This window comes from Maribacter flavus, assembly GCF_008386635.1.
Classification (GTDB): domain Bacteria; phylum Bacteroidota; class Bacteroidia; order Flavobacteriales; family Flavobacteriaceae; genus Maribacter; species Maribacter flavus.
In genome coordinates this window covers 1981760-2001686 of the sequence record NZ_VUOE01000001.1, presented here as the reverse complement: position 1 = coordinate 2001686, position 19927 = coordinate 1981760, and the positions used below count along the sequence as shown (strand labels likewise).

Below are 19927 nucleotides of genomic sequence, written 5' to 3'. Positions count from 1 at the left end.
GGATCTTAGTTAACTTTTAAGGGCGTGTTGGGCAACAACTCATAGGCTTCACCTTGCACCAGAATGGAAATTCCGTTGTCCCCGTTCAGTTCAAAGGTCAGTTCGTTGGAAGTGACCTTGACCTTGATAATGCGGTTCCTAAAATTCACTTTAAAGGAATACGCGTCCCATTGCTTGGGTATGCGGGGCTCAAAGGAAAGTGTATCATTGACCACACGCATACCTCCAAAACCTTCAACGATGCTCATCCAGGTACCTGCCATGGAGGTTATATGGAGTCCTTCCTCCACTTCCTTGTTATAATCGTCCAAATCCAACCGGGAAGTCCTCAAATAAAAGGTGTACGCCTGCTCCATCCTTCCCAATTTTGCCGCCTGGATACTATGCACACAAGGCGACAAGGAAGATTCGTGCACGGTGAACGGTTCGTAAAAATCAAAATGCTTCTCCAGTTCATCCGTTGTAAAATGATCTTCAAAAAAGTAGAAGCCTTGTAGCACATCGGCCTGTTTTATATACGGCGATCGTAGAATACGGTCCCAGCTCCATTTTTGGTTAATGGGTCGTTCCGTTTTTTCCAAATCGCTCACCTTCACCAAATCCTTGTCCAAGAATCCATCCTGTTGCAGGTAGACGCCATATTCCTCCGAATACGGCAAATACATGGAATCCGCCACTTTTTTCCAGGCATCGCATTCGGTAGGCGTAAGTTTGGTCTTGCCCATTATCCTTTTGTAATCCTCCGGATAGCCTTCCTTAACCTTGGTCAATTGTTCCAGGGTAAAATGGATACACCACTGGGCCAAGTAATTGGTGTACCAATTGTTATTGACGTTATTTTCATATTCGTTGGGACCGGTTACCCCCAAAATGACATATTTGTTCCTGAAGGTGGAAAAATTCGCCCGTTGATGCCAAAAACGGGCAATACCAATGAGCACTTCCAAGCCCATCTCCGGAATATAGGAGTAGTCCCCTGTATATCGATAATAATTGTAAATGGCGAATGCGATGGCACCGTTCCGGTGGATTTCCTCGAACGTTATTTCCCATTCGTTATGGCACTCCTCACCGTTCATGGTCACCATGGGATATAGGGCAGCCCCATTGGTAAACCCAAGTTTTTCCGCATTCTCAATGGCCTTTTCCAAATGGTTGTACCTATATTTCAATAATTTACGGGCAACCATTTCGTCCTTAGTGGCCATGTAAAAGGGAATACAGTAGGCTTCGGTATCCCAATACGTACTACCCCCATATTTTTCTCCTGTAAATCCTTTTGGACCTATGTTCAGCCTGGAATCCGTCCCTAAATAGGTTTGGTTCAATTGAAAGATATTGAACCGGATGCCCTGTTGCGCTTTCACATCGCCTTGGATGGTAATATCGCTCATTTCCCATATACCTGCCCAAGCCTCTTTTTGCTTTTTAAGCAAGTTTTCAAAGCCAAGCGACGAAGCCACGTCCAATACCTCGTTGGCAGCATCTACCAGTGCATCCTCGGGATGGTTTCTGGAAACGGTGTATCCCCCAAATTTTGTAAGGGTCAGTTTCTCCCCCTTTTCGGCTTTCTGCGAAAATTGTAAGGATACAAAGGTATCCGTGGACGTATCCAAACTTCCGGGAATCGAAACACCTTTGTAATCCAAACTGGCCTGCATGAAAGTACTGGTCTTGAAATTCGTTTTTAGGGTATGGGCTTCAATAAAGGCCCTGTTGCCCGATGAGGATACGTTGGTAGTGTTCCAGAATTTATCGTCCCAATTGCTATCCTCATTGGTGATACCACTATCCAGATACGGAATGAAAGTTATCTCTCCGTCCGTATTTTTCAAGGATATCTCAAATGAAATGGCCCCTACCTCGTCCAATGCCAAACTAAGGAATCTGGTAACAAGGACCTCAACTTGGGCGTCGTTTGCTAAAACCGCATCGTAGCTCCTTTTGTACCAACCTTCCTTCATATTAAGTTCGCGCCTAAAACCCGATACTTTCTTACAGGTAGCCAAATCGAGTTCGGTCCCATTTACCAGCACCTGTATACCAATCCAATTGGGCGCGTTCAAAACCTTGGCGAAATATTCCGGATAGCCATTTTTCCACCAGCCCACTCGGGTTTTATCCGGGTAGTAGACACCTGCGATATAACTGCCCTGGAACGTTCCCCCGGAATAAGTTTCCTCAAAATTGGCACGTTGGCCCATGGCCCCATTTCCTATACTGAAGAGACTTTCGGAGGATTTTACCCTTTCCGCATCAAAGCCTTCCTCTATAACGGACCACTCGTTAGCTTGTATGTAATCCTGATTCATTATTTATTGGGATAAAATTTTTGTTTCATTTTTAGTTAGCCGATACAGCCGATTTATGCTAGCAAGCCGTTCAAAAAATCGTCGGTCATTTCGGTGAAATCGTTGAAATTATAGTTCGCTTCGGTCAAGGTATTCGCATCCCCAATACCTATACTTGTCATTTGGGCATTGTTGGCTGCTTGTATTCCGGCCACTGCATCCTCAAAAACAACACAATCCTGGGGGGCTACTTGAAGATTTGTGGCGGCGATCAGGAATACTTCCGGATCTGGTTTCGCCTTGGTTACATTATTGCCATCAACAATACTCTCAAAATAGGGAAGCAACCCCACCTTTTCCAATATCGGCTTTGCGTTTTTACTTGCAGATCCCAAAGCGATTGGAACTTTCTTATTTTTTAGAAATTCCAGGACACGCGGCACATCTGGTAAAATCTCCGATGCGTCCATCTTTGCTATATATTCCAAATAGTCCTCGTTCTTTTCGATCATCCAACGATCGAACTGTTCTTGACTGGCCTGGATGTTGCCTATTTCCAGAAGAATCTCTAGGCAGCGCTTTCGGCTTACCCCTTTAAAAAGTTCATTCTGTTCCAATGTAAATTCAAAACCTAATTCATTGGCCAGTTTTTTCCATGCTAGGTAATGGTACTTAGCCGTATCCACGATAACGCCATCCAAATCAAAAATAAATCCTTTTTTCATGCGCTTAAAATTAGATTAATAGCTTTAATTAAAACATTTTCTATTGTAGTGGTATTTTACTTACCATAACAAGTCTCTCGCTAAGGGTCTCACAGATTTATATTTAAGGTCAACTATCCAAGATTTAAAAATTTCCCTCTTAATTTTGAAATAAAGGTTGCCTTACCCTATCCCTCGAAGAGGTTTTCATACCGGCAAAAGTAACTAATTGATTGTGGATTCCCTATGGATGATAGTAGCGGAAATCACTTCTGTTTTATGGTTTCCTTCCAAATCGTTTTCTATACGGTCTATCAACAATCTGGCAGCAGTTTCGCCCATGAGCTCTCCATGTTGGGCCACAGTCGTCAATTTGGGCGTTGAATATCTGGACAAAATTCCGTTAGTAAACCCAATGAAAGAAATATCCTCCGGCACTTTCTTTCCCTGCCTTTGAACCACGTCCATGCATTTGATCGCAAAAATTTCGTTTACGCAGAGTACGGCATCGATATCGTTGCTTTCGAAAAAGTCCCAAATTACCGTATCGTCCTCACTTTTATAAGGCAAGGTCAAGACCAAGGCCTTGTCCACATCCAATCCGTTCATCTCCAGGGCCCGTTTATAACCCCTTGCCCGATCGAAACTTACATTAAAATAACCCTCCGTGGTTACCAACGCAATTTTCCTTTTTCCAGAACGGATCATGCCCTGTACCGCGTCATAAGCTATCTGCTCATCGTTCAAAATGACTTTATCGCATTCGATATCTTCTGTAACCCTATCAAAAAGGACCAAAGGAATACCTTGACCCAATACTTCCTTAAGATGGGTGTAGTCATTCTTTTCCTGAGTTTCCGCGGATAAGGACATTATAAAGCCATCGATACTACCATTGGCCAACAATTCCATGTTCAAAATCTCCTTTTCAAAGGATTCATCCGAAACACAAATCATGACATTATAACCCCTTTCGCCCGCGTAGTGTTCAATTCCCCTAAAAACAGTAGTAAAAAAATGATGGACAATATCAGGTATGATAACTCCTATATTCTTGGTCTTTTTGTTCTTAAGACTTAAGGCAATATTATTTGGTCGATAATTGTAAAGCTTGGCGAACGCTTGAATCTTGTCCTTTGTATCCCTACTAATCTCTTCGCTGTTTTTCAAGGCCTTGGAAACAGTAGACACTGAAACGTCCAATTCCTTTGCAATTTGTTTTAAAGTAACCCTTTTTTTCAATGTGTACGTGAAGTTCTAACCTCAATTTTTCGGGAATTTACACAAAATTTCAAACCTTAAATGAACGTGAACAATAAAATTGAAGATTAGATAATGTTAATAAGGGCTTAACAAAATTTAAAGAAAAATATAATTTATATATTTGACAAAAATTGCAGTATTACATTAATAAGCCCTTACTTATTACGAAAAGATAAATTAATAACTTGTATAATTAAGAATCCATAATTTATAAAAGTTATTAACACGAAACCGTTTTCGTTGATATACCCTAGGACTTTCATTGTTGTGCATTGCTGTTTTTACATATTTTTAACGATTGAATTTAATTAACTCAACTTAAATTAACATTTTATGAAGATTACGCTACTAAAAAGCTTAGTTGTACTGGGAGCCTTTTTGACTTTTGGTATAGCTCAGGCTCAGGAGGTTTCCGGTACCGTTTCTGACGCAAGCGGCCCGCTACCCGGAGCCAGCGTTGTTGAAAAAGGTACCACAAATGGAACCCAGACAGATTTTGATGGTAATTACTCCCTTTCCGTTGGGAACGATGCTGTCTTGGTTATTAGTTACATCGGCTACAAATCGACCGAGATTGCTGTAAATGGTCAAAGTACCATTAATGTCACTTTACAAGAAGATGCTCAGGCTTTAGAGGAAGTTGTAGTTGTTGGATATGGTAGCCAGGCCAAAAAAGAAATTACTACGGCGGTTACCAGTGTTAATGTAGAAGATTTTAACCAAGGTGTGGTTCAAGCTCCTGCACAACTTTTACAAGGAAAGGTTGCTGGTCTTACAGTGGCCAATCCAGGGGGAAACCCTAACCAAGCCCCTACAATTCGTTTGCGTGGATTGTCAACAGTTGGTGGTAACCAAGAGCCCTTAGTGGTAATTGATGGTATCTTAGGTGGATCTTTGGATAGTGTTGATCCTGCTGATATTCAAAATATAACTGTTTTGAAAGATGGTTCTGCAGCTGCAATTTATGGCTCCCGTGCTTCTTCAGGGGTTATCGTAATTACTACGAAAAGCGGAAAAAGTGGTCAACCACTACAAGTATCCTATAATGGACAATTGGGAGTCTCTACCATTGCCAATCAGATTAGCATCATGAACCGTGAAGAGTTTCTAGCGGCTGGGGGTAATGATTTGGGAAGTGACACTGATTGGAGGGATGAAGTTACCCAAACAGGTGTTGCCCAAGTACACAACGTATCCGCATCTGGAGGTAGTGAAAACATGACCTACCGTGTTGCTGCAAACTTTAGGGACACAGATGGAATTTTGGTAAACTCCGGTTTTCAGCAAACCAATTTCCGTACTAATTTTACGGGAAGATTGTTTGATGACAAACTAAAAGTAACCGTAAATACCGCCTTTACGACTAGGGATTCACAAGTAGGATTTAATGAAGCCTTACGTTATGCTACCAGTTACAACCCTACCGCACCTATTTTTGGGGATGACGCACCTTTTGCCTTTAACTCGGCACAATTTGGTGGTTACTTTGAAACCTTGGGGCTCTTTGACAGTTTTAACCCAGTGGCCATAGCCAATCAGAACAGGAATGACAGGGACAATACTACTTTGAATTACAACATCAATTTGGATTACAAAATTTCCGATGCACTTTCTATCAATGTGAATTATGCCAAAGAAGACGAAAAACTGGATGCGAATCAGTACTATCCAACAACGAATCTTTGGAGAGGTAATGCTTTAAGTCCAACACGTAGAGGTCTCGCGAACTTCTCAAATTTTCAACGTAATTTCACTTTGTTCGAAACCTATGCTACTTATACTAATAAAGTTAGCGACTTATTAAATTTAACGGTTACCGGTGGGTATTCCTTCCAGGAAACCGATCAAAATTTCAACTTTTTCTCATTGGGTGATTTCCCTGCCGGAGTTGATTTTGACTTTAGCAACAGAATCCAAGATGCCCAGGATTTATTGGAAGGTGGTCGCGTACAGGCTAGTAGTTCCAGACAGGACGATGACCGTATTATTAGAATGTTTGGTCGTGTAAACGCCACTTTTGATGATGCCATTTACTTAAACGCTGCCTTGAGCCGTGAAGGTTCTAGCCGCTTTGGTACCGAAAACCAATGGGGTATCTTTCCTGCGGTCGCCGTAGGTGCGGATTTGAACAAGTACTTGAACCTAAGCAACGTTAATCTTTTAAAAGCACGACTCGGTTGGGGTGTTACCGGAGCTAACCCACCACAAGTAGGATTGGATCAGCAGATATTTAACGTTCAGAACGGTGCCGACGGTCAAAGTGGGGCTGCCACAACACAAGCTGGAGGTCGTGCTGCCAACCCAGACCTAAAATGGGAAGAAAAATCGGAAATCAACCTTGGTTTTGAGTTTGCAACCGATCGTCTAGGCGCAACACTTGATTTCTTTACAAGAGATATCAGGGACTTCATTATCCTAGCTAACGTTGAATCCTCTGAATTCAATGGTTTTAGCCAACGTTGGGAAAATGCAGGAACACTAGGTGTTAACGGTGTTGAATTTTCTGTAAACTATGATTTGATAGCAAAGGAAAACCTAAAATACAATACTGGGCTTATCTTTACTCATAACAAAACAATTTTGGAAGAGAACCCACAAGGTGACCAAGTTTTGGGTAATTTGGGTGCACCAGGTCAAAACAACACCTTTGTCGTACGTGTAAAAGAAGGTGAGGAAGTTGGACAAATTTGGGGACCTGTTTGGTCCGGAGAATTGGATGCCTCTGGAACACCTATTTTAAGTGATATCAACGGTGATGGAAATTTGGTGACCGGACAAGGTAGTGCATTGGATGAAGATGCCGACTTTAGAGTATTGGGTACAGGTCTTCCAGATTTTGAATTGGGTTGGACAAACCAAGTAAAATTCGGAAATTGGGATGCCAATGTATTCTTCAGAGCTGTTGTAGGACATAGCTTGGTAAATAGTTTTAGGGCCTTCTATGAACCCATAATTGGTTCTCAAGCCTCCTATAACTTTGTAAATACAGACAATGCAAACCCGAACATAAGAACAGCCCAATTTAGTGACTATTATGTTGAGAAGGCAGACTTCCTTCGCTTGGATAACATGTCAGTAGGATATAACTTTGATATGAACCCAGATAGCTATATCAAAGGTTTAAGGCTTTCTTTAGCTGGTCAAAACCTATTCACAATAACTGGATATGACGGTATTAACCCGGATCCAAATTTGGCAGATGGTGGTAGTCTTGGTGATTTAAGATCCGGACCAGCTAATCCATTGGTTCCTGGTATTGAAAGAAGAGAAGCTTATTTTACACAAACAACCATAACTCTTGGATTGAATGTTAATTTCTAAAAAAAATACTATGAAACGATTTATTAAAATAACATTGGCAAGTGTTGCATTGATTGCATTCTCTTGTACCGATTTAGATGATGAGTTAGAAGACTCCTTGACTGAAGAATTTTCCATTGAAGGTGTAACAACCGGAGGCAGTGGTGGCAGCACCGGGCCACTTTTAAGTTCCTATTCAAGACTAAGAGACGGTTCAGCTGGTAACACAGGCTGGTTTGCCACCCAAAGTGTTACATCCGATGAAATGGCCGTTGGCCAAAAAGGAGGTGACTGGTTTGACGGTGGTATATGGATACAACTACACCGACATACATGGGATGCTGCTCACGAACGAATCGGGGAAACCTGGAACCATGCTTATGGTGGTATCGGTGAGGTAAATACAGCTCTTTCAGGAGGAAATCTAGATGCTAACCAAACAGCCCAGGCAAGAGCACTACGTGCGTATTTCTACTACAGATTGTTGGATACTTTTGGAAGAGTTAAAATTGTAACTTCACCTGGTGAAGATCCACCACAAGCCAGTCGTGCCGAGGTCTTCCAATTTGTGGAAGATGAGTTATTGGCAGCTTTAGGTATTTCATCAGTTACAGCTTCTTTGGACTTATCTAGTAGCCCTTTAGGCACTGAAGTTAATAACTACCGTATTAACCAATATGCTGCATTAGGCCTCTTGGCAAAATTGTACCTGAATGCAGAAGTGTATACGGGTACGGCGAGATATCAAGAAGCGGATTGGGCGGCGTCCTATATCATTGACAACAGTCCATACATTCTTTGTGATGAGGGCTGCGTAGCACCAAACTTGGCAAAAAGACCAGAAGTTGACTCTGACCCAGAGACTCTAGAAGGATATGCCACCGTATTCGCACCCAATAATGAGAATAATCCAGAAATCATCTGGTCCATTGAATATAGTAGTGTTGGTCTTGGCGGAATGAACTTCAATCAAATGACTTTACACGGACCCAGCCAGTTAACTTATGGCTTGGACGCTGCTCCATGGAATGGATTCCAGGTTTTGGAAGAATTCTACAACAGTTATGAAGATGGGGATGCACGTAAAGAAGCTAATTTCTTGGTGGGTCCACAAACGGACTTCTCCGGAAATGCACTGATTGATTTCGCATCGGATGATGACGATCTTCAAGTGGTTTATACTCCTGAAATCAACGAGTTGGAACCTAATTCATTAAGACAATCAGGTGCCCGTATGAAGAAATTTAGTTTTGAAGTTTTGGGAAGACAGGATATGAACAACGACTATCCAATTATAAGATTGGGCGATGTTTACTTAATGCGTGGGGAAGCCCGTGCGAGGGCAGCAGGTGATTGGAGTCTTTCCTTACCTGATGTAAATGCAATCAGAACTAGAGCTGGTGTAGCACCATTAACTTCTATTGATGCGGCCGGATTCTTAGCGGAAAGAGGTCGTGAGATGTTCCAGGAATCAAGCAGAAGAACAGACCAAATTCGTTTTGGAACCTTTGACGATGTATGGTGGGAAAAAACCAACACGGATGCCTTTAGGTCTTTGATGCCTATCCCAATTGCTCAAATCAATGCATCAAATGGAACTTTAACACAGAATCCTGGATATTAAGAGATTTAGTAATTATAATTTTGAAAGGGTTGTTCGTAAGAACAGCCCTTTTTTTACTAAGATATATACCTTTGTAATAAATTCTTGCTACCCAAGACAGGTTATCAATACCCATGAAAGTTATTCGTTCCCTATTCTTTTGGAATTTTATTTTCGCTTTTCTAACACTATCACTTTTTAGCTGTAAAAAGGAAGAAGCTAACCCATTTATTCCTCTATTTAATTTGCGTGACAGCACTACGGGTATTCATTTTGAAAATAATTTAGTGTACGATGAGCAATTTAACCCCTACCTCTACAGAAACTTCTATAATGGCGGAGGTGTAGCCTTGGGCGATGTAAATAATGACGGCCTTATCGATATATATTTTACGGGCAACATGGTAGATAACAAATTGTTTCTGAATAAAGGAAATTGGCAATTTGAAGATATTACAATCAACGCAGGAGTAGCTTGCCCTAACGTGTGGTCCACAGGAGCTACCTTTGCAGACATAAATAAGGATGGCCTTTTGGACCTATATGTATGTAAAGCTGGAAAACCAGAGGGTTCCAATCGCCACAATGAACTCTTCATAAACAACGGTGACCTTACCTTTACGGAATCTTCCAAAGAATACGGTCTGGATATTGAAGGACTATCGGTGCATTCCGCCTTTTTTGATTATGACAAGGATGGGGATTTGGATGTGTATATCCTGAACAACTCGCTTCGTTCCATAGGCGGCTTCGATTTGAAAAAGGACTTACGAATGATACCCGATAAAAATGGCAATAAATTTCTTAGGAACGATGATGGCAAATTTATTGATATAACCCATGAGGTTGGAATATACTCCAGCAAAATTGGTTTTGGACTTGGAATAACATTAGGCGATTTCAACAACGATAATTGGACGGATATTTTCATTTCAAATGATTTTTTTGAAAGAGACTATTTATATATCAACGATACTAAAGGCGGTTTTACCGAAAATCTAGAAGAATACTTTGAATCGATATCCATGGGGTCCATGGGGGCGGATCTAGCGGATTTGGACAACGACATGTTGACAGACCTTATCGTTACAGAAATGCTGCCCGCCACGGAAGAACGTAAAAAAACCAAAACCCTGTTCGAATCCTGGGACAAGCAACAGCTTGCAGAAAAACAGGGCTATTTTAACCAATTTGCTAGGAATGCACTACAAAAGAATCTTGGTAACGGATCCTTTTTAGAAGTAAGTAGACAGGCCAATGTATCCGGAACGGAATGGAGTTGGGGTGCCCTCATTTTTGATATGGACAATGACGGATTCAAGGACATATTTGTAAGTAATGGAATTTACAAGGATCTATTGGACCGTGACTATTTGGCCTTTGATGCCAATGAGGAAAAAATTAGAAATAGAATTGCCCAAAAAGAAAAAAATGTCATCACAACACTTATAGATGCCATGCCTTCACAAGCAGTCGCAAATTCCGTTTTTAGAAATAAAGGAAACTTTAATTTTGAAAACACTGTAGAAACTTGGGGTTTGGACACTCCCAGTTTTAGTAACGGAAGTGCTTATGGAGATTTGGACAATGATGGAGATTTAGATTTGGTAGTGAATAACGTAAATATGCCTTCCTTCCTCTATGAAAATACAACCGATACACTTAATCAACGAAGCATACAATTAGAATTTTTTGACAAAGAATTAAGGGCTATCGGTGCCAAGGCCATGATTAAGTCCAATGGCAAAGTCATAGGGTACGGAGAGAACTTCGTATCAAGGGGTTTTCAAAGTAGTGTGCCCTATGGCCTCCATTTTGGAGTTGGAAATCGCACAAAAATCGATTCCTTGATAATTACATGGCCAAACGGTACCGTTAGTACACAAACCGATTTAAGAACAAACCAAAAATATAGAATCGACCAACCCAATAAAAAAACCTCTCGATTGGAGTCCCTACCTAGTATGGAAAAGTATGCCTCTCCCCTTGGTAGAATCAATCCATTATTTCATTTTAAGCATACGGAGAACCGTTATATTGATTTTGACAACGAAAGGTTATTGCCCCATATGAGTAGTAATGAAGGTCCGGCCCTGACCACAGCGGACATAAATGCGGATGGTAAACCCGACTTCTTTGTTGGAGGAGCAAAAAACCAAGCTGGTAAGTTGTTCATTTCCAATGATAATGGGTATACTGAACATGCTAAACCATTTCTAAAGGATGCAGGCTCCGAAGATACCGATGCCGTTTTTTTTGATGGGGATGGGGATGGGGACCTGGATTTATATGTCTGTCACGGAGGAAAGGCATTTTCACCATATTCCATTGAACTTAATGATGCCTATTACATCAATGATGGCAATAGTTTTATAAAATCCCAAAGCTCGCCCAATTTTAGTTCTACATTTAGTTCTTCGGTCGTAACGACGTCGGATTTTGACAAGGATGGAGATATTGACCTATTTGTTGGTGAACGCTACAAAACCAATTTGTATGGTCTTCCGGGATCGGGATATATTCTAGAAAATGATGGAAAAGGGAATTTCGCCACAAAGGAAAACCCGCTTTTTAAAAATTTGGGGATGATTACCGATGCCCAATGGGGAGATGTCAACGGCGATGGATGGGATGACCTCCTAGTCGTTGGCGAATGGATGCCTATAAAGGTTTTCATCAACAAAGGGGGAATTTTTGAAGATCAAAGTACTGCTTTTGGATTCTCGGGGAGTTCGGGTCTCTGGAAGGCCATCGAGTTAAAAGATATTGATGAAGATGGGGATTTAGACCTCATTATTGGGAATATTGGCCGCAATGCTTTTTACGAGAAGAATATGAAGATATTCATTGCCGATTTTGATGGGAATGGTTTTCAAGAACAATTGATTTGTAAAGAACGGAACGGTAAATATTACCCAATAGCGGATAAAGATGAATTGGTTTCCCAAATACCTTCCTTGAAAAAGAAATTCTTATACTATAAGGATTATGCCAAAGCCGATATGACCATGATCTTTTTCCAGGAGCAACTTGCAAAATGCTATATCGCTGAACTTGATATCATTGAAAGTACGCTATTTATTAACGAAAGCGGAAGCTTCAAAGCAAAGGTACTTCCAGATGAAATACAGTATGCCCCAGTATATGCAATCTCCATGGAGGATATTAATGACGATGGATACCAAGATTTATTTCTTGGTGGAAATCAATACATGGTAAAACCTCAATTCGGGAGGTATGATGCTTCAAAAGGATGGGCTATCTTTGGACCGATTATTTCTCAAAATTCTGAAGCTAACGTGAATCCTCTATTTATAGAAGGGCAAATACGGGCTTTGGAATGGGTTACTTTAAAAGGAAAAAAAATACTAACGATTGGAAATAATAATGAAGAAGTTCTTTTTTATGAATTCAAGAATAATCAATAGAATTGGCATCCCCTTTTTGTTATTATTAATCTTAAACTGTTCCAGTGGTTCAGATTATTCGAAACTTATAAAGCGTGAGATGGCCACCGGCATCATTCACGACTCTCTACTTTTTAATTTGAAATTCGGTCAACATAGAATGGAATTTTTTAGTGCTTGTTGGAAACTGAACCAGCAAGGTTTGGTCTCCAATGGCCCCCAGAATGAGTCCGTAAAATATAAATTACCTTTGAGGCCGGAGGCACCCATGGAATCAGAAATTACCCTTCTCTTTGCAGGAAATTTCAATAATGAAAAGATTATGACAGGAATGGATCTTCAGTTTTTCTATACCGCATGGTCCATTTGGAACAAAGAGTTGCAAGCAAATAAATTGGTTCCAGTAGTTATGGATACCTTAAAAAAGTGGTATCCTGGAAATGATTTCATTAAGGTTCCTTTAGAGAAGGATAGTACCCATCTACTCGTAAAGATTGACGGAAACCGCAGAATAGTGATAAGGCCCTTAGATGACGAGCGCATTGTAAAGGCAAAAATAGACGACCTAAGGTATGTGCTTGAAGAAAAAAAATAAAACGACGTTTGATAAGATGCTTTTAAGAGTAGGCGCATTTGCTTTTTTGACTTTGCTCCTGTCCTCCTGCAAAGACAAAACCAGTGAGCCCGCCAATGATGAAAAAGGAACAGTTTTCAAATTACGTTCGGCCAAAACTACTGGCATTGATTTCGTAAACGATTTAACATATGACAAAGAGTTTAATGTCTACAGATATCGTAACTATTACAATGGTGGAGGCGTTGCCATTGGCGATATAAACAACGATAGTCTACCCGATATTTACTTCATTGCCAATCAAAAAGAGAATAGACTCTATCTCAACAAAGGCAATTTTCAATTCGAGGATATTACGGAAAAGGCCCAGGTGGGAGGCACAAGACCATGGTCAACCGGAGTAAGCATGGTAGATATCAATGCAGATGGCTTTCTGGACATCTACGTTTGTAATTCCGGCGACTTAAATGGCGAGAACAAGCAGAACGAACTTTTTATCAATCAACAGGACGGTACCTTTAAAGAAATGGCGGCCGACTATAATCTGGACGACAAAGGCTTTTCTACGCACGCTTCTTTTTTTGATTTTGACAAGGACGGGGATTTGGATGTCTACATACTTAATAATTCATATAAGGCAATCGGTGGTTTTGATCTAAAAAAGAACGAACGTAACAAACGCGATATCCTTGGTGGTGACAAACTCATGGAAAATGTAGATGGTACCTTTGTGGATATTAGCGAAAAGGCTGGGATTTATGGAAGTGTCATAGGTTTTGGACTGGGGGTTACCGTTGGCGATGTGGACAACGATGGCTGGGAGGACATTTATGTTTCCAATGATTTTTTCGAGCGTGATTATCTATATATCAACAATCAGGATGGCACTTTTACGGAATCTCTGGAAAATCAAATTACCGCCACAAGCGTCGCTTCCATGGGAGCGGATATGGCGGATATCAATAATGACGGCTATAACGATATCTTCGTTACGGAAATGCTTCCATCGGAATATGAACGATTAAAGACGGTAACCACTTTTGAAGATTGGAACAAATACCAGTTAAACCTTAATAATGGATATTACCATCAGTTTACAAGGAATACGTTCCAGCTAAACAATGCGGACAATACATTTAGCGAAATAGGCAGGTTAAGTGGCGTGGAAGCATCGGATTGGAGTTGGGGCGCCTTGATATTCGACATGGACCATGATGGCCTTAAAGACCTTTTTATCGCCAACGGAGTGTATCAGGATTTAACGGACCAAGATTATCTAACTTACATTTCCAATACCGAAATTCTCAAATCCATGATTACGACAGATTCGGTGAACTATGCCAAACTCATTGACCTAATTCCTTCGAACAAAGTTGAAAACCATGCCTATAAAAACCTTGGTAATTTGGAATTCAAAAAATACGAGGAATCCGGTTTGCTTGTGGAGAGTTTTTCAAACGGGGCTGCCTATGGGGATTTGGATAATGACGGAGACTTGGACCTGGTAGTAAATAACCTTAACATGGAATCTTTTGTCTATGAGAATACTACCATGGATTCCAAAAAATCGAATTACCTCAAGTTTGATTTACGGGGCGAAGGCAAAAACACCTATGCCGTTGGTTCCAAAATTGAGGTGCTACCGTACAATATCTCGGTGGAAAATCAGCCCGTACGGGGATTTCAATCCAGCATGGACATTCGGCCGAATATCGGATTGCCCAACAATCAAAACGTTTCGGTAAAAATCACTTGGCCCTCAGGGAAAATTACCCAGCTGAATGACATCAACGTAAACCGGACCATTATTTTATATGAAAAAGAAGCGGAAGTACAGGCATTGGACAAATCCAATTTGGAAACTCCTCTGTTCCAAAAAGTTGAAGGTTTATTGGACTTTGTCCATAAAGAAAACCGCTTCGTTGACTTTGACAGGGATCGTCTTCTTAATCACATGGTAAGTACCGAAGGTCCTAAAATGGCTTTGGGCGATGTCAATGGTGATGGAAGGATAGACCTATTCATAGGTGGATCAAAAGGCAACCCGCCAAGTCTTTTTATCAACACCGATAATGGCTTTGTTCAAAAAAAGACCTCCGACTTTGACCAAAGCAAAAATTCAGAGGACATGGAAAGCATATTTTTCGATGCCGATGGGGATAACGACATGGATCTGTACGTGTGCAGTGGTGGTATCGAATATTCACAGTATTCAGCTGAATTCTTGGACCGTCTCTATATAAACGATGGTAAAGGGAATTTTAAATTATCCGATCAAAAGCTTCCTGTTAGCAACACCTTTCATAGTTCTTCCACTATCGATGTTTCTGATATAGACCAAGATGGTGACTTGGATATATTTGTGGGGGAACGTATGATCCCCTTAAAATATGGCATGGCCGGTTCGGGCTTTTTGTTGGAGAATGACGGAACCGGCAATTTTACCGATATCACGATGACTGCCGGAACAGATTTTCAGGGCATGGGTATGATTACCTCGGCCCTCTTCCAAGATCTGGATGATGACGGGGATGAAGATTTGATCATTGTTGGTGAATTTATGGGAATCGAAATATATATCAACGAAACAGGAAAATTTGTCAGAAAGGCTGATAATCCGTTATTGGATTTAAAAGGCTGGTGGAACACCATTTTACCAAGTGATTTGGACGGTGACGGCGATGTTGATTTCATTGTTGGAAACCACGGATTGAACAGTCGGTTTAAAGCCAGTAAAGACCGGCCCATACGCTTATACGCTGCCGATTTTGACGGAAACGGGTTCATTGACCCCATACTCACATTTAGAAGAGAGGATGGACAGGATTACCCCTATGCACTTAGACATGATTTGATCGAACAAATTAAGGCTATTACAAAAAAATATCCGGATTATGAGTCCTTTAAAGATGCATCTGTGTCAGCTATTTTTTCGGAGGAGGCCTTGAAAGAAGCAAGAACATTGGAAGCCAACACCCTTGAATCCGTTATACTTGTAAATAACGGTAACTTGACTTTCGAGGTTTTGCCACTCCCCATCGCTGCCCAATTTTCAACTACCTATGCAATTGCCACGAACGATTTTGATGGAGATGGCGACCAGGACATCGTGTTGGGAGGCAATCTATACAATGTAAAACCAGAGGTGGGACGATATGATGCTTCCTATGGTGTATACATGGAAAACAAGGGAGGACTTAAATTTGAAACAATAAAAAGCGGAAAGGGCTTCAAAGTTAAAGGTGAAATTAGGGACATGGGCATCATCGACCAAAAGTTATTCGTAAGTAGAAATCGAGACTCCCTAGCAATATTTAAATTCAATTGATGAAAGCTAATCTCCTACTAGTAACAGCTACATTCCTATTCTTAGCGTGTAACAAAGTACCAGAAGATAAGGCTACTTTGGAAAAGGCTCCTATTTACTTCAGGGATGTTCCTTCGGATAGCAGCGGAATCGATTTTTCCAATGACCTTGAGGATACGGGAGATCTAAACATCATCGAATATTTATATTACTACAATGGTGGTGGCGTGGCGATAGGGGATATAAACAACGACGGATTGGAAGACGTCTACCTAACGGCCAACCAAAAACCAGACCGACTCTATTTAAATTTAGGAGGTTTAAAATTCAAGGATATTTCTGGGGAAGCTGGTTTACTAATGGATACTAGTTGGTCAACCGGGGCTACGATGACCGATGTAAACAATGATGGCTTCTTGGATATCTATGTCTGCAGGGTAGGAAATTACAAGAGTCTTAAATCCCAAAATGTACTTTATCTAAACAATGGAGATGCTACTTTTAAAGAAGTCGCAAAAGAGTATGGATTAAATTTTTCCGGGTTTTCTACCCAAGCTGCTTTCTTTGATTACGACAATGATGGGGATCAGGATATGTATCTCTTAAACCATTCCGTACATACGACAAGGAGCTATGGAAATATTTCATTAAGACAAGAGAAAGACTCCTTGTCCGGAGATCGATTTTATGAAAACAAGCTAGATGAGGGAAAACCTCTTTTCTTGGATGTTACCGATAACAGTGGTATATACAGCAGTGCACTCGGGTATGGATTGGCAATAAGTGTTTCCGATATCAACAATGATGGACTGTTGGATGTCTATGTGGGCAATGACTTCCACGAAAATGATTATCTCTATATAAACCAAGGAGATAAAACGTTTAGGGAATCGGTAAGCGAATATTTCAACCATACGTCACGTTTTACCATGGGTGTGGATATTGCTGATGTAAACAACGATTTACTCCCCGATGTGTTTTCGCTGGATATGATGCCCTTTGAAGCTCAAATTTTTATGAGATCTGGCGGTGAAGACTCAGATAAAGTCAGCCTAATCAAAAAAGGTTTCGGATTTGAAGATCAATATGCCAGAAATACATTTCAACTAAACACGGGACGCGGCTATTTTGCCGATGTTACCCTTTTGACGAATACACATGCCACGGATTGGAGCTGGTCCCCATTGATACAGGATTTTGACAATGACGGCCATAACGACATTTTTATAACAAACGGCATCTACAAAAGGCCTAATGACTTGGATTACATAAATTATCTAAGCAATATCGATTTTTCAAAATACCAACAAGAAGAACAAAATGAAATTGAATCCAAGCTCATTGCCCAAATCCCTACTGTAAATATTCCCAATGTTATTTTTAGGAATACCGGAAATCTGACTTTCGAACGTCTCTCAGAAACTTCAGGGTTAAATGCCTCCTATTCAAATGGAGCAGCGTATTCTGATTTGGACAATGATGGTGATCTTGACCTTGTTGTAAATAATATAAATCAAAAGGCAAGTCTACTTGAGAACACAAGTAAACGTAATGAGGACAATAATTACGTTTCGGTCAAATTAAAGGGAAATCAAGAATATATGAGTCCATATGGTTCAAAGGTACTGGTGTTTTCTGGTGAGGATCGCTACGTAAAAGAACTTATGACCGTAAAGGGGTTTCAGTCTTCTTCTACACATAAACTACATTTTGGTTTGGGAACCAATACTGCTATAGATTCCATTCAAATACATTGGTTGGATGGAAAAATACAATCAGAAACAGGATTGGGCATCAATATGGAGCATGTGATCAGAAGAAAATCGAATTTACCTGATACACCAAAAAAGGAACTGGAAGAAGCCACCGATTATGAATTTTTCAATTTTGTCCATTTAGAGAACAATTATCTTGACTACGAGAGGGAGCGTCTTATTCCAGAAAAATTGTCCACCGAAGGCCCTGCCTTGGTCAAAGCAGACTTTAATGGCGATGGTTTGGAGGACCTTTTTATTGGCGGTGCCAAATATCAATCCCCATCCCTTTACTTTGGAAATAACGATGGTACTTTTTCCGAAGATAAAAATACCAGCCTTAGAAAGGATGTCATTTATGAAGATGTTGATGCCGTCGCATTCGATATTGAAAATGATGGTGATCTGGACCTTTATGTAATGAGTGGGGGCAATGAACTGGTGGAAGGAAATCCCAATTTGGAAGACCGTATCTATGTGAACGATGGAAAGGGTACATTTGAACGCCTCAACATCCCTTTGATTAAAACCAATGGAGGTAGTGTTTCTGCCGCGGATTTTGATGGAGACGGCTATGAAGATCTTTTCATTGGCAATCGTTCCGTTCCCGGTGGTTATGGATTGTCTCCCGTTAGTTATATTTTAAAAAATGATGGTACCGGAAAGTTCGTGGTTTTACAACAGGAAAGAATAGGTATGGTGACGGACAGTGAATGGGCGGACTTGAATGCCGATGGTCTATTGGACCTAGTAATCGTAGGTGATTGGATGCCCGTTACGGTTCTCATAAACCAAGGCGGTTCCCAGTTATTGAACGAGACCCAGAAAATGGGCCTGGAAAACACAAACGGAATGTGGAATACCGTATCGGTAACGGATTTGGACAACAATGGCCAACCGGACCTATTGGTGGGGAATGCCGGTTTAAATTTTAAGATAAAGGCCAGTATAGAGCGTCCCATGAAATTATACATTGATGATTTTGATGAAAACCAGCAGCCAGATCCTATTATTTTTTATGACTTTTTTGGAAAATATGTGCCTTTTGCCTCTAAGGATAAGCTCACGGAACAACTACCCTATTTAAAGAAGAAGTTTTTGAGCTATACCAAGTTTTCAAAAATTGAAGGTATCGAGGATTTGACGGGTAAAAAGGAGGAAGAAATTATGGAGACCAAACGGATACAGGAACTTCGTTCCATGGTCTATCTAAACCCAGGAGAAAATATCAAAGCAGTTCCATTACCAATGCCTGCACAAATGAGTAGTATTCAGGACTTCTTTATATCGGAAGATGGGAGTATATACTACGTTGGAAATTTCAAGGGGCATACAAACGAATTGGGCCAAAACATTGAAAACCCCGGGGGGATTCTTCAAATGGATTCCAATAGGAACTTAATCCATAAAAGATCCCTGGAACTTCCGAAAGGTTCAGATTCGAGAAAAATAGCCCCAATTTCCCAAAACAAACTTCTGATTTTGACAAATAACGATCGTTCCTATATCCTTAAAGGAAATTGATACTTGGATTGTTAGGATTTGCCCAGCAACTCCCATAACACAATATTCTTTCTGTAATGCGCGTATCTTTTATTTTTATAATTCAGGTAGCCCATTTACCACTGATCGGGACTAAATTCATCGATAAGACTCGTTAGAACTAATAGGACCATTTTTAATAAGAATGAAGCCCAATGTCAAAGTTTTACTCTTAGTCACAA

9 protein-coding genes are annotated in these 19927 nt (G+C 40.6%); 6 read left to right on the top strand and 3 right to left on the bottom strand.

Going from position 1 to position 19927, the window contains the following annotated elements:
- Positions 1 to 5 precede the first annotated feature (5 nt).
- The 3 genes from F0361_RS08655 to F0361_RS08645 all read right to left on the bottom strand — a co-directional run bounded on the left by F0361_RS08655 (position 6) and on the right by F0361_RS08645 (position 4237).
- Entirely contained in the window at positions 6 to 2312 is a 2307-nt protein-coding gene (locus F0361_RS08655; protein ID WP_154918046.1) for a glycoside hydrolase family 65 protein, read from the bottom strand.
- Positions 2313 to 2365: 53 nt separating this feature from the next.
- The gene (gene pgmB / locus F0361_RS08650; protein ID WP_154918045.1) at positions 2366 to 3016 is read right to left on the bottom strand and encodes a beta-phosphoglucomutase; all 651 of its coding nucleotides are present in this window, start codon (positions 3014 to 3016) and stop codon (positions 2366 to 2368) included.
- A 204-nt stretch (positions 3017 to 3220) separates the two neighbouring features.
- Positions 3221 to 4237 carry a LacI family DNA-binding transcriptional regulator gene (locus F0361_RS08645; protein WP_138257015.1) on the bottom strand — a complete coding sequence of 339 codons (1017 nt, stop codon included), beginning with the start codon at positions 4235 to 4237 and terminating at the stop codon, positions 3221 to 3223.
- 354 nt (positions 4238 to 4591) lie between these two features.
- On the opposite strand from F0361_RS08645, the gene F0361_RS08640 reads away from it, so the two are divergent.
- From F0361_RS08640 to F0361_RS08615, 6 genes are all read left to right on the top strand, one after another.
- Positions 4592 to 7579 (top strand): SusC/RagA family TonB-linked outer membrane protein, encoded by a 2988-nt coding sequence (locus F0361_RS08640; protein ID WP_154918044.1) that lies wholly within the window; start codon positions 4592 to 4594, stop codon positions 7577 to 7579.
- 10 nt (positions 7580 to 7589) lie between these two features.
- On the top strand, positions 7590 to 9182 hold the full coding sequence (locus F0361_RS08635) for a RagB/SusD family nutrient uptake outer membrane protein (RefSeq protein ID WP_154918043.1): 1593 nt from the start codon (positions 7590 to 7592) through the stop codon (positions 9180 to 9182).
- A 113-nt stretch (positions 9183 to 9295) separates the two neighbouring features.
- Positions 9296 to 12589 (top strand): VCBS repeat-containing protein, encoded by a 3294-nt coding sequence (locus F0361_RS08630; protein WP_154918042.1) that lies wholly within the window; start codon positions 9296 to 9298, stop codon positions 12587 to 12589.
- Positions 12567 to 13163, top strand: a complete 597-nt coding sequence (locus F0361_RS08625) for a hypothetical protein (protein WP_154918041.1) — start codon at positions 12567 to 12569, stop codon at positions 13161 to 13163. The genes F0361_RS08630 and F0361_RS08625 overlap by 23 nt, the downstream gene beginning before the upstream one ends.
- A 16-nt stretch (positions 13164 to 13179) precedes the next feature.
- Positions 13180 to 16470, top strand: coding sequence for a VCBS repeat-containing protein (locus tag F0361_RS08620; protein WP_154918040.1), 3291 nt, complete (start codon positions 13180 to 13182; stop codon positions 16468 to 16470).
- A complete protein-coding gene (locus F0361_RS08615) occupies positions 16470 to 19727 on the top strand; it encodes a VCBS repeat-containing protein (protein ID WP_154918039.1) in 3258 nt (1085 codons plus the stop codon). Before F0361_RS08620 ends, F0361_RS08615 begins: the two co-directional genes overlap by 1 nt.
- Positions 19728 to 19927: the final 200 nt, after the last annotated feature.

What these genes read in the sequence shown, in the direction of transcription:
- F0361_RS08615 (WP_154918039.1), top strand. Translation starts at nt 16,470, where the DNA reads ATGAAAGCTAATCTCCTACTAGTAACAGCTACATTCCTATTCTTAGCG.
- F0361_RS08625 (WP_154918041.1), top strand. Translation starts at nt 12,567, where the DNA reads ATGAATTCAAGAATAATCAATAGAATTGGCATCCCCTTTTTGTTATTA.
- F0361_RS08620 (WP_154918040.1), top strand. Translation starts at nt 13,180, where the DNA reads ATGCTTTTAAGAGTAGGCGCATTTGCTTTTTTGACTTTGCTCCTGTCC.
- F0361_RS08630 (WP_154918042.1), top strand. Translation starts at nt 9,296, where the DNA reads ATGAAAGTTATTCGTTCCCTATTCTTTTGGAATTTTATTTTCGCTTTT.
- F0361_RS08640 (WP_154918044.1), top strand. Translation starts at nt 4,592, where the DNA reads ATGAAGATTACGCTACTAAAAAGCTTAGTTGTACTGGGAGCCTTTTTG.
- F0361_RS08655 (WP_154918046.1), bottom strand. Translation starts at nt 2,312, where the DNA reads ATGAATCAGGATTACATACAAGCTAACGAGTGGTCCGTTATAGAGGAA.
- F0361_RS08635 (WP_154918043.1), top strand. Translation starts at nt 7,590, where the DNA reads ATGAAACGATTTATTAAAATAACATTGGCAAGTGTTGCATTGATTGCA.
- pgmB (WP_154918045.1), bottom strand. Translation starts at nt 3,016, where the DNA reads ATGAAAAAAGGATTTATTTTTGATTTGGATGGCGTTATCGTGGATACG.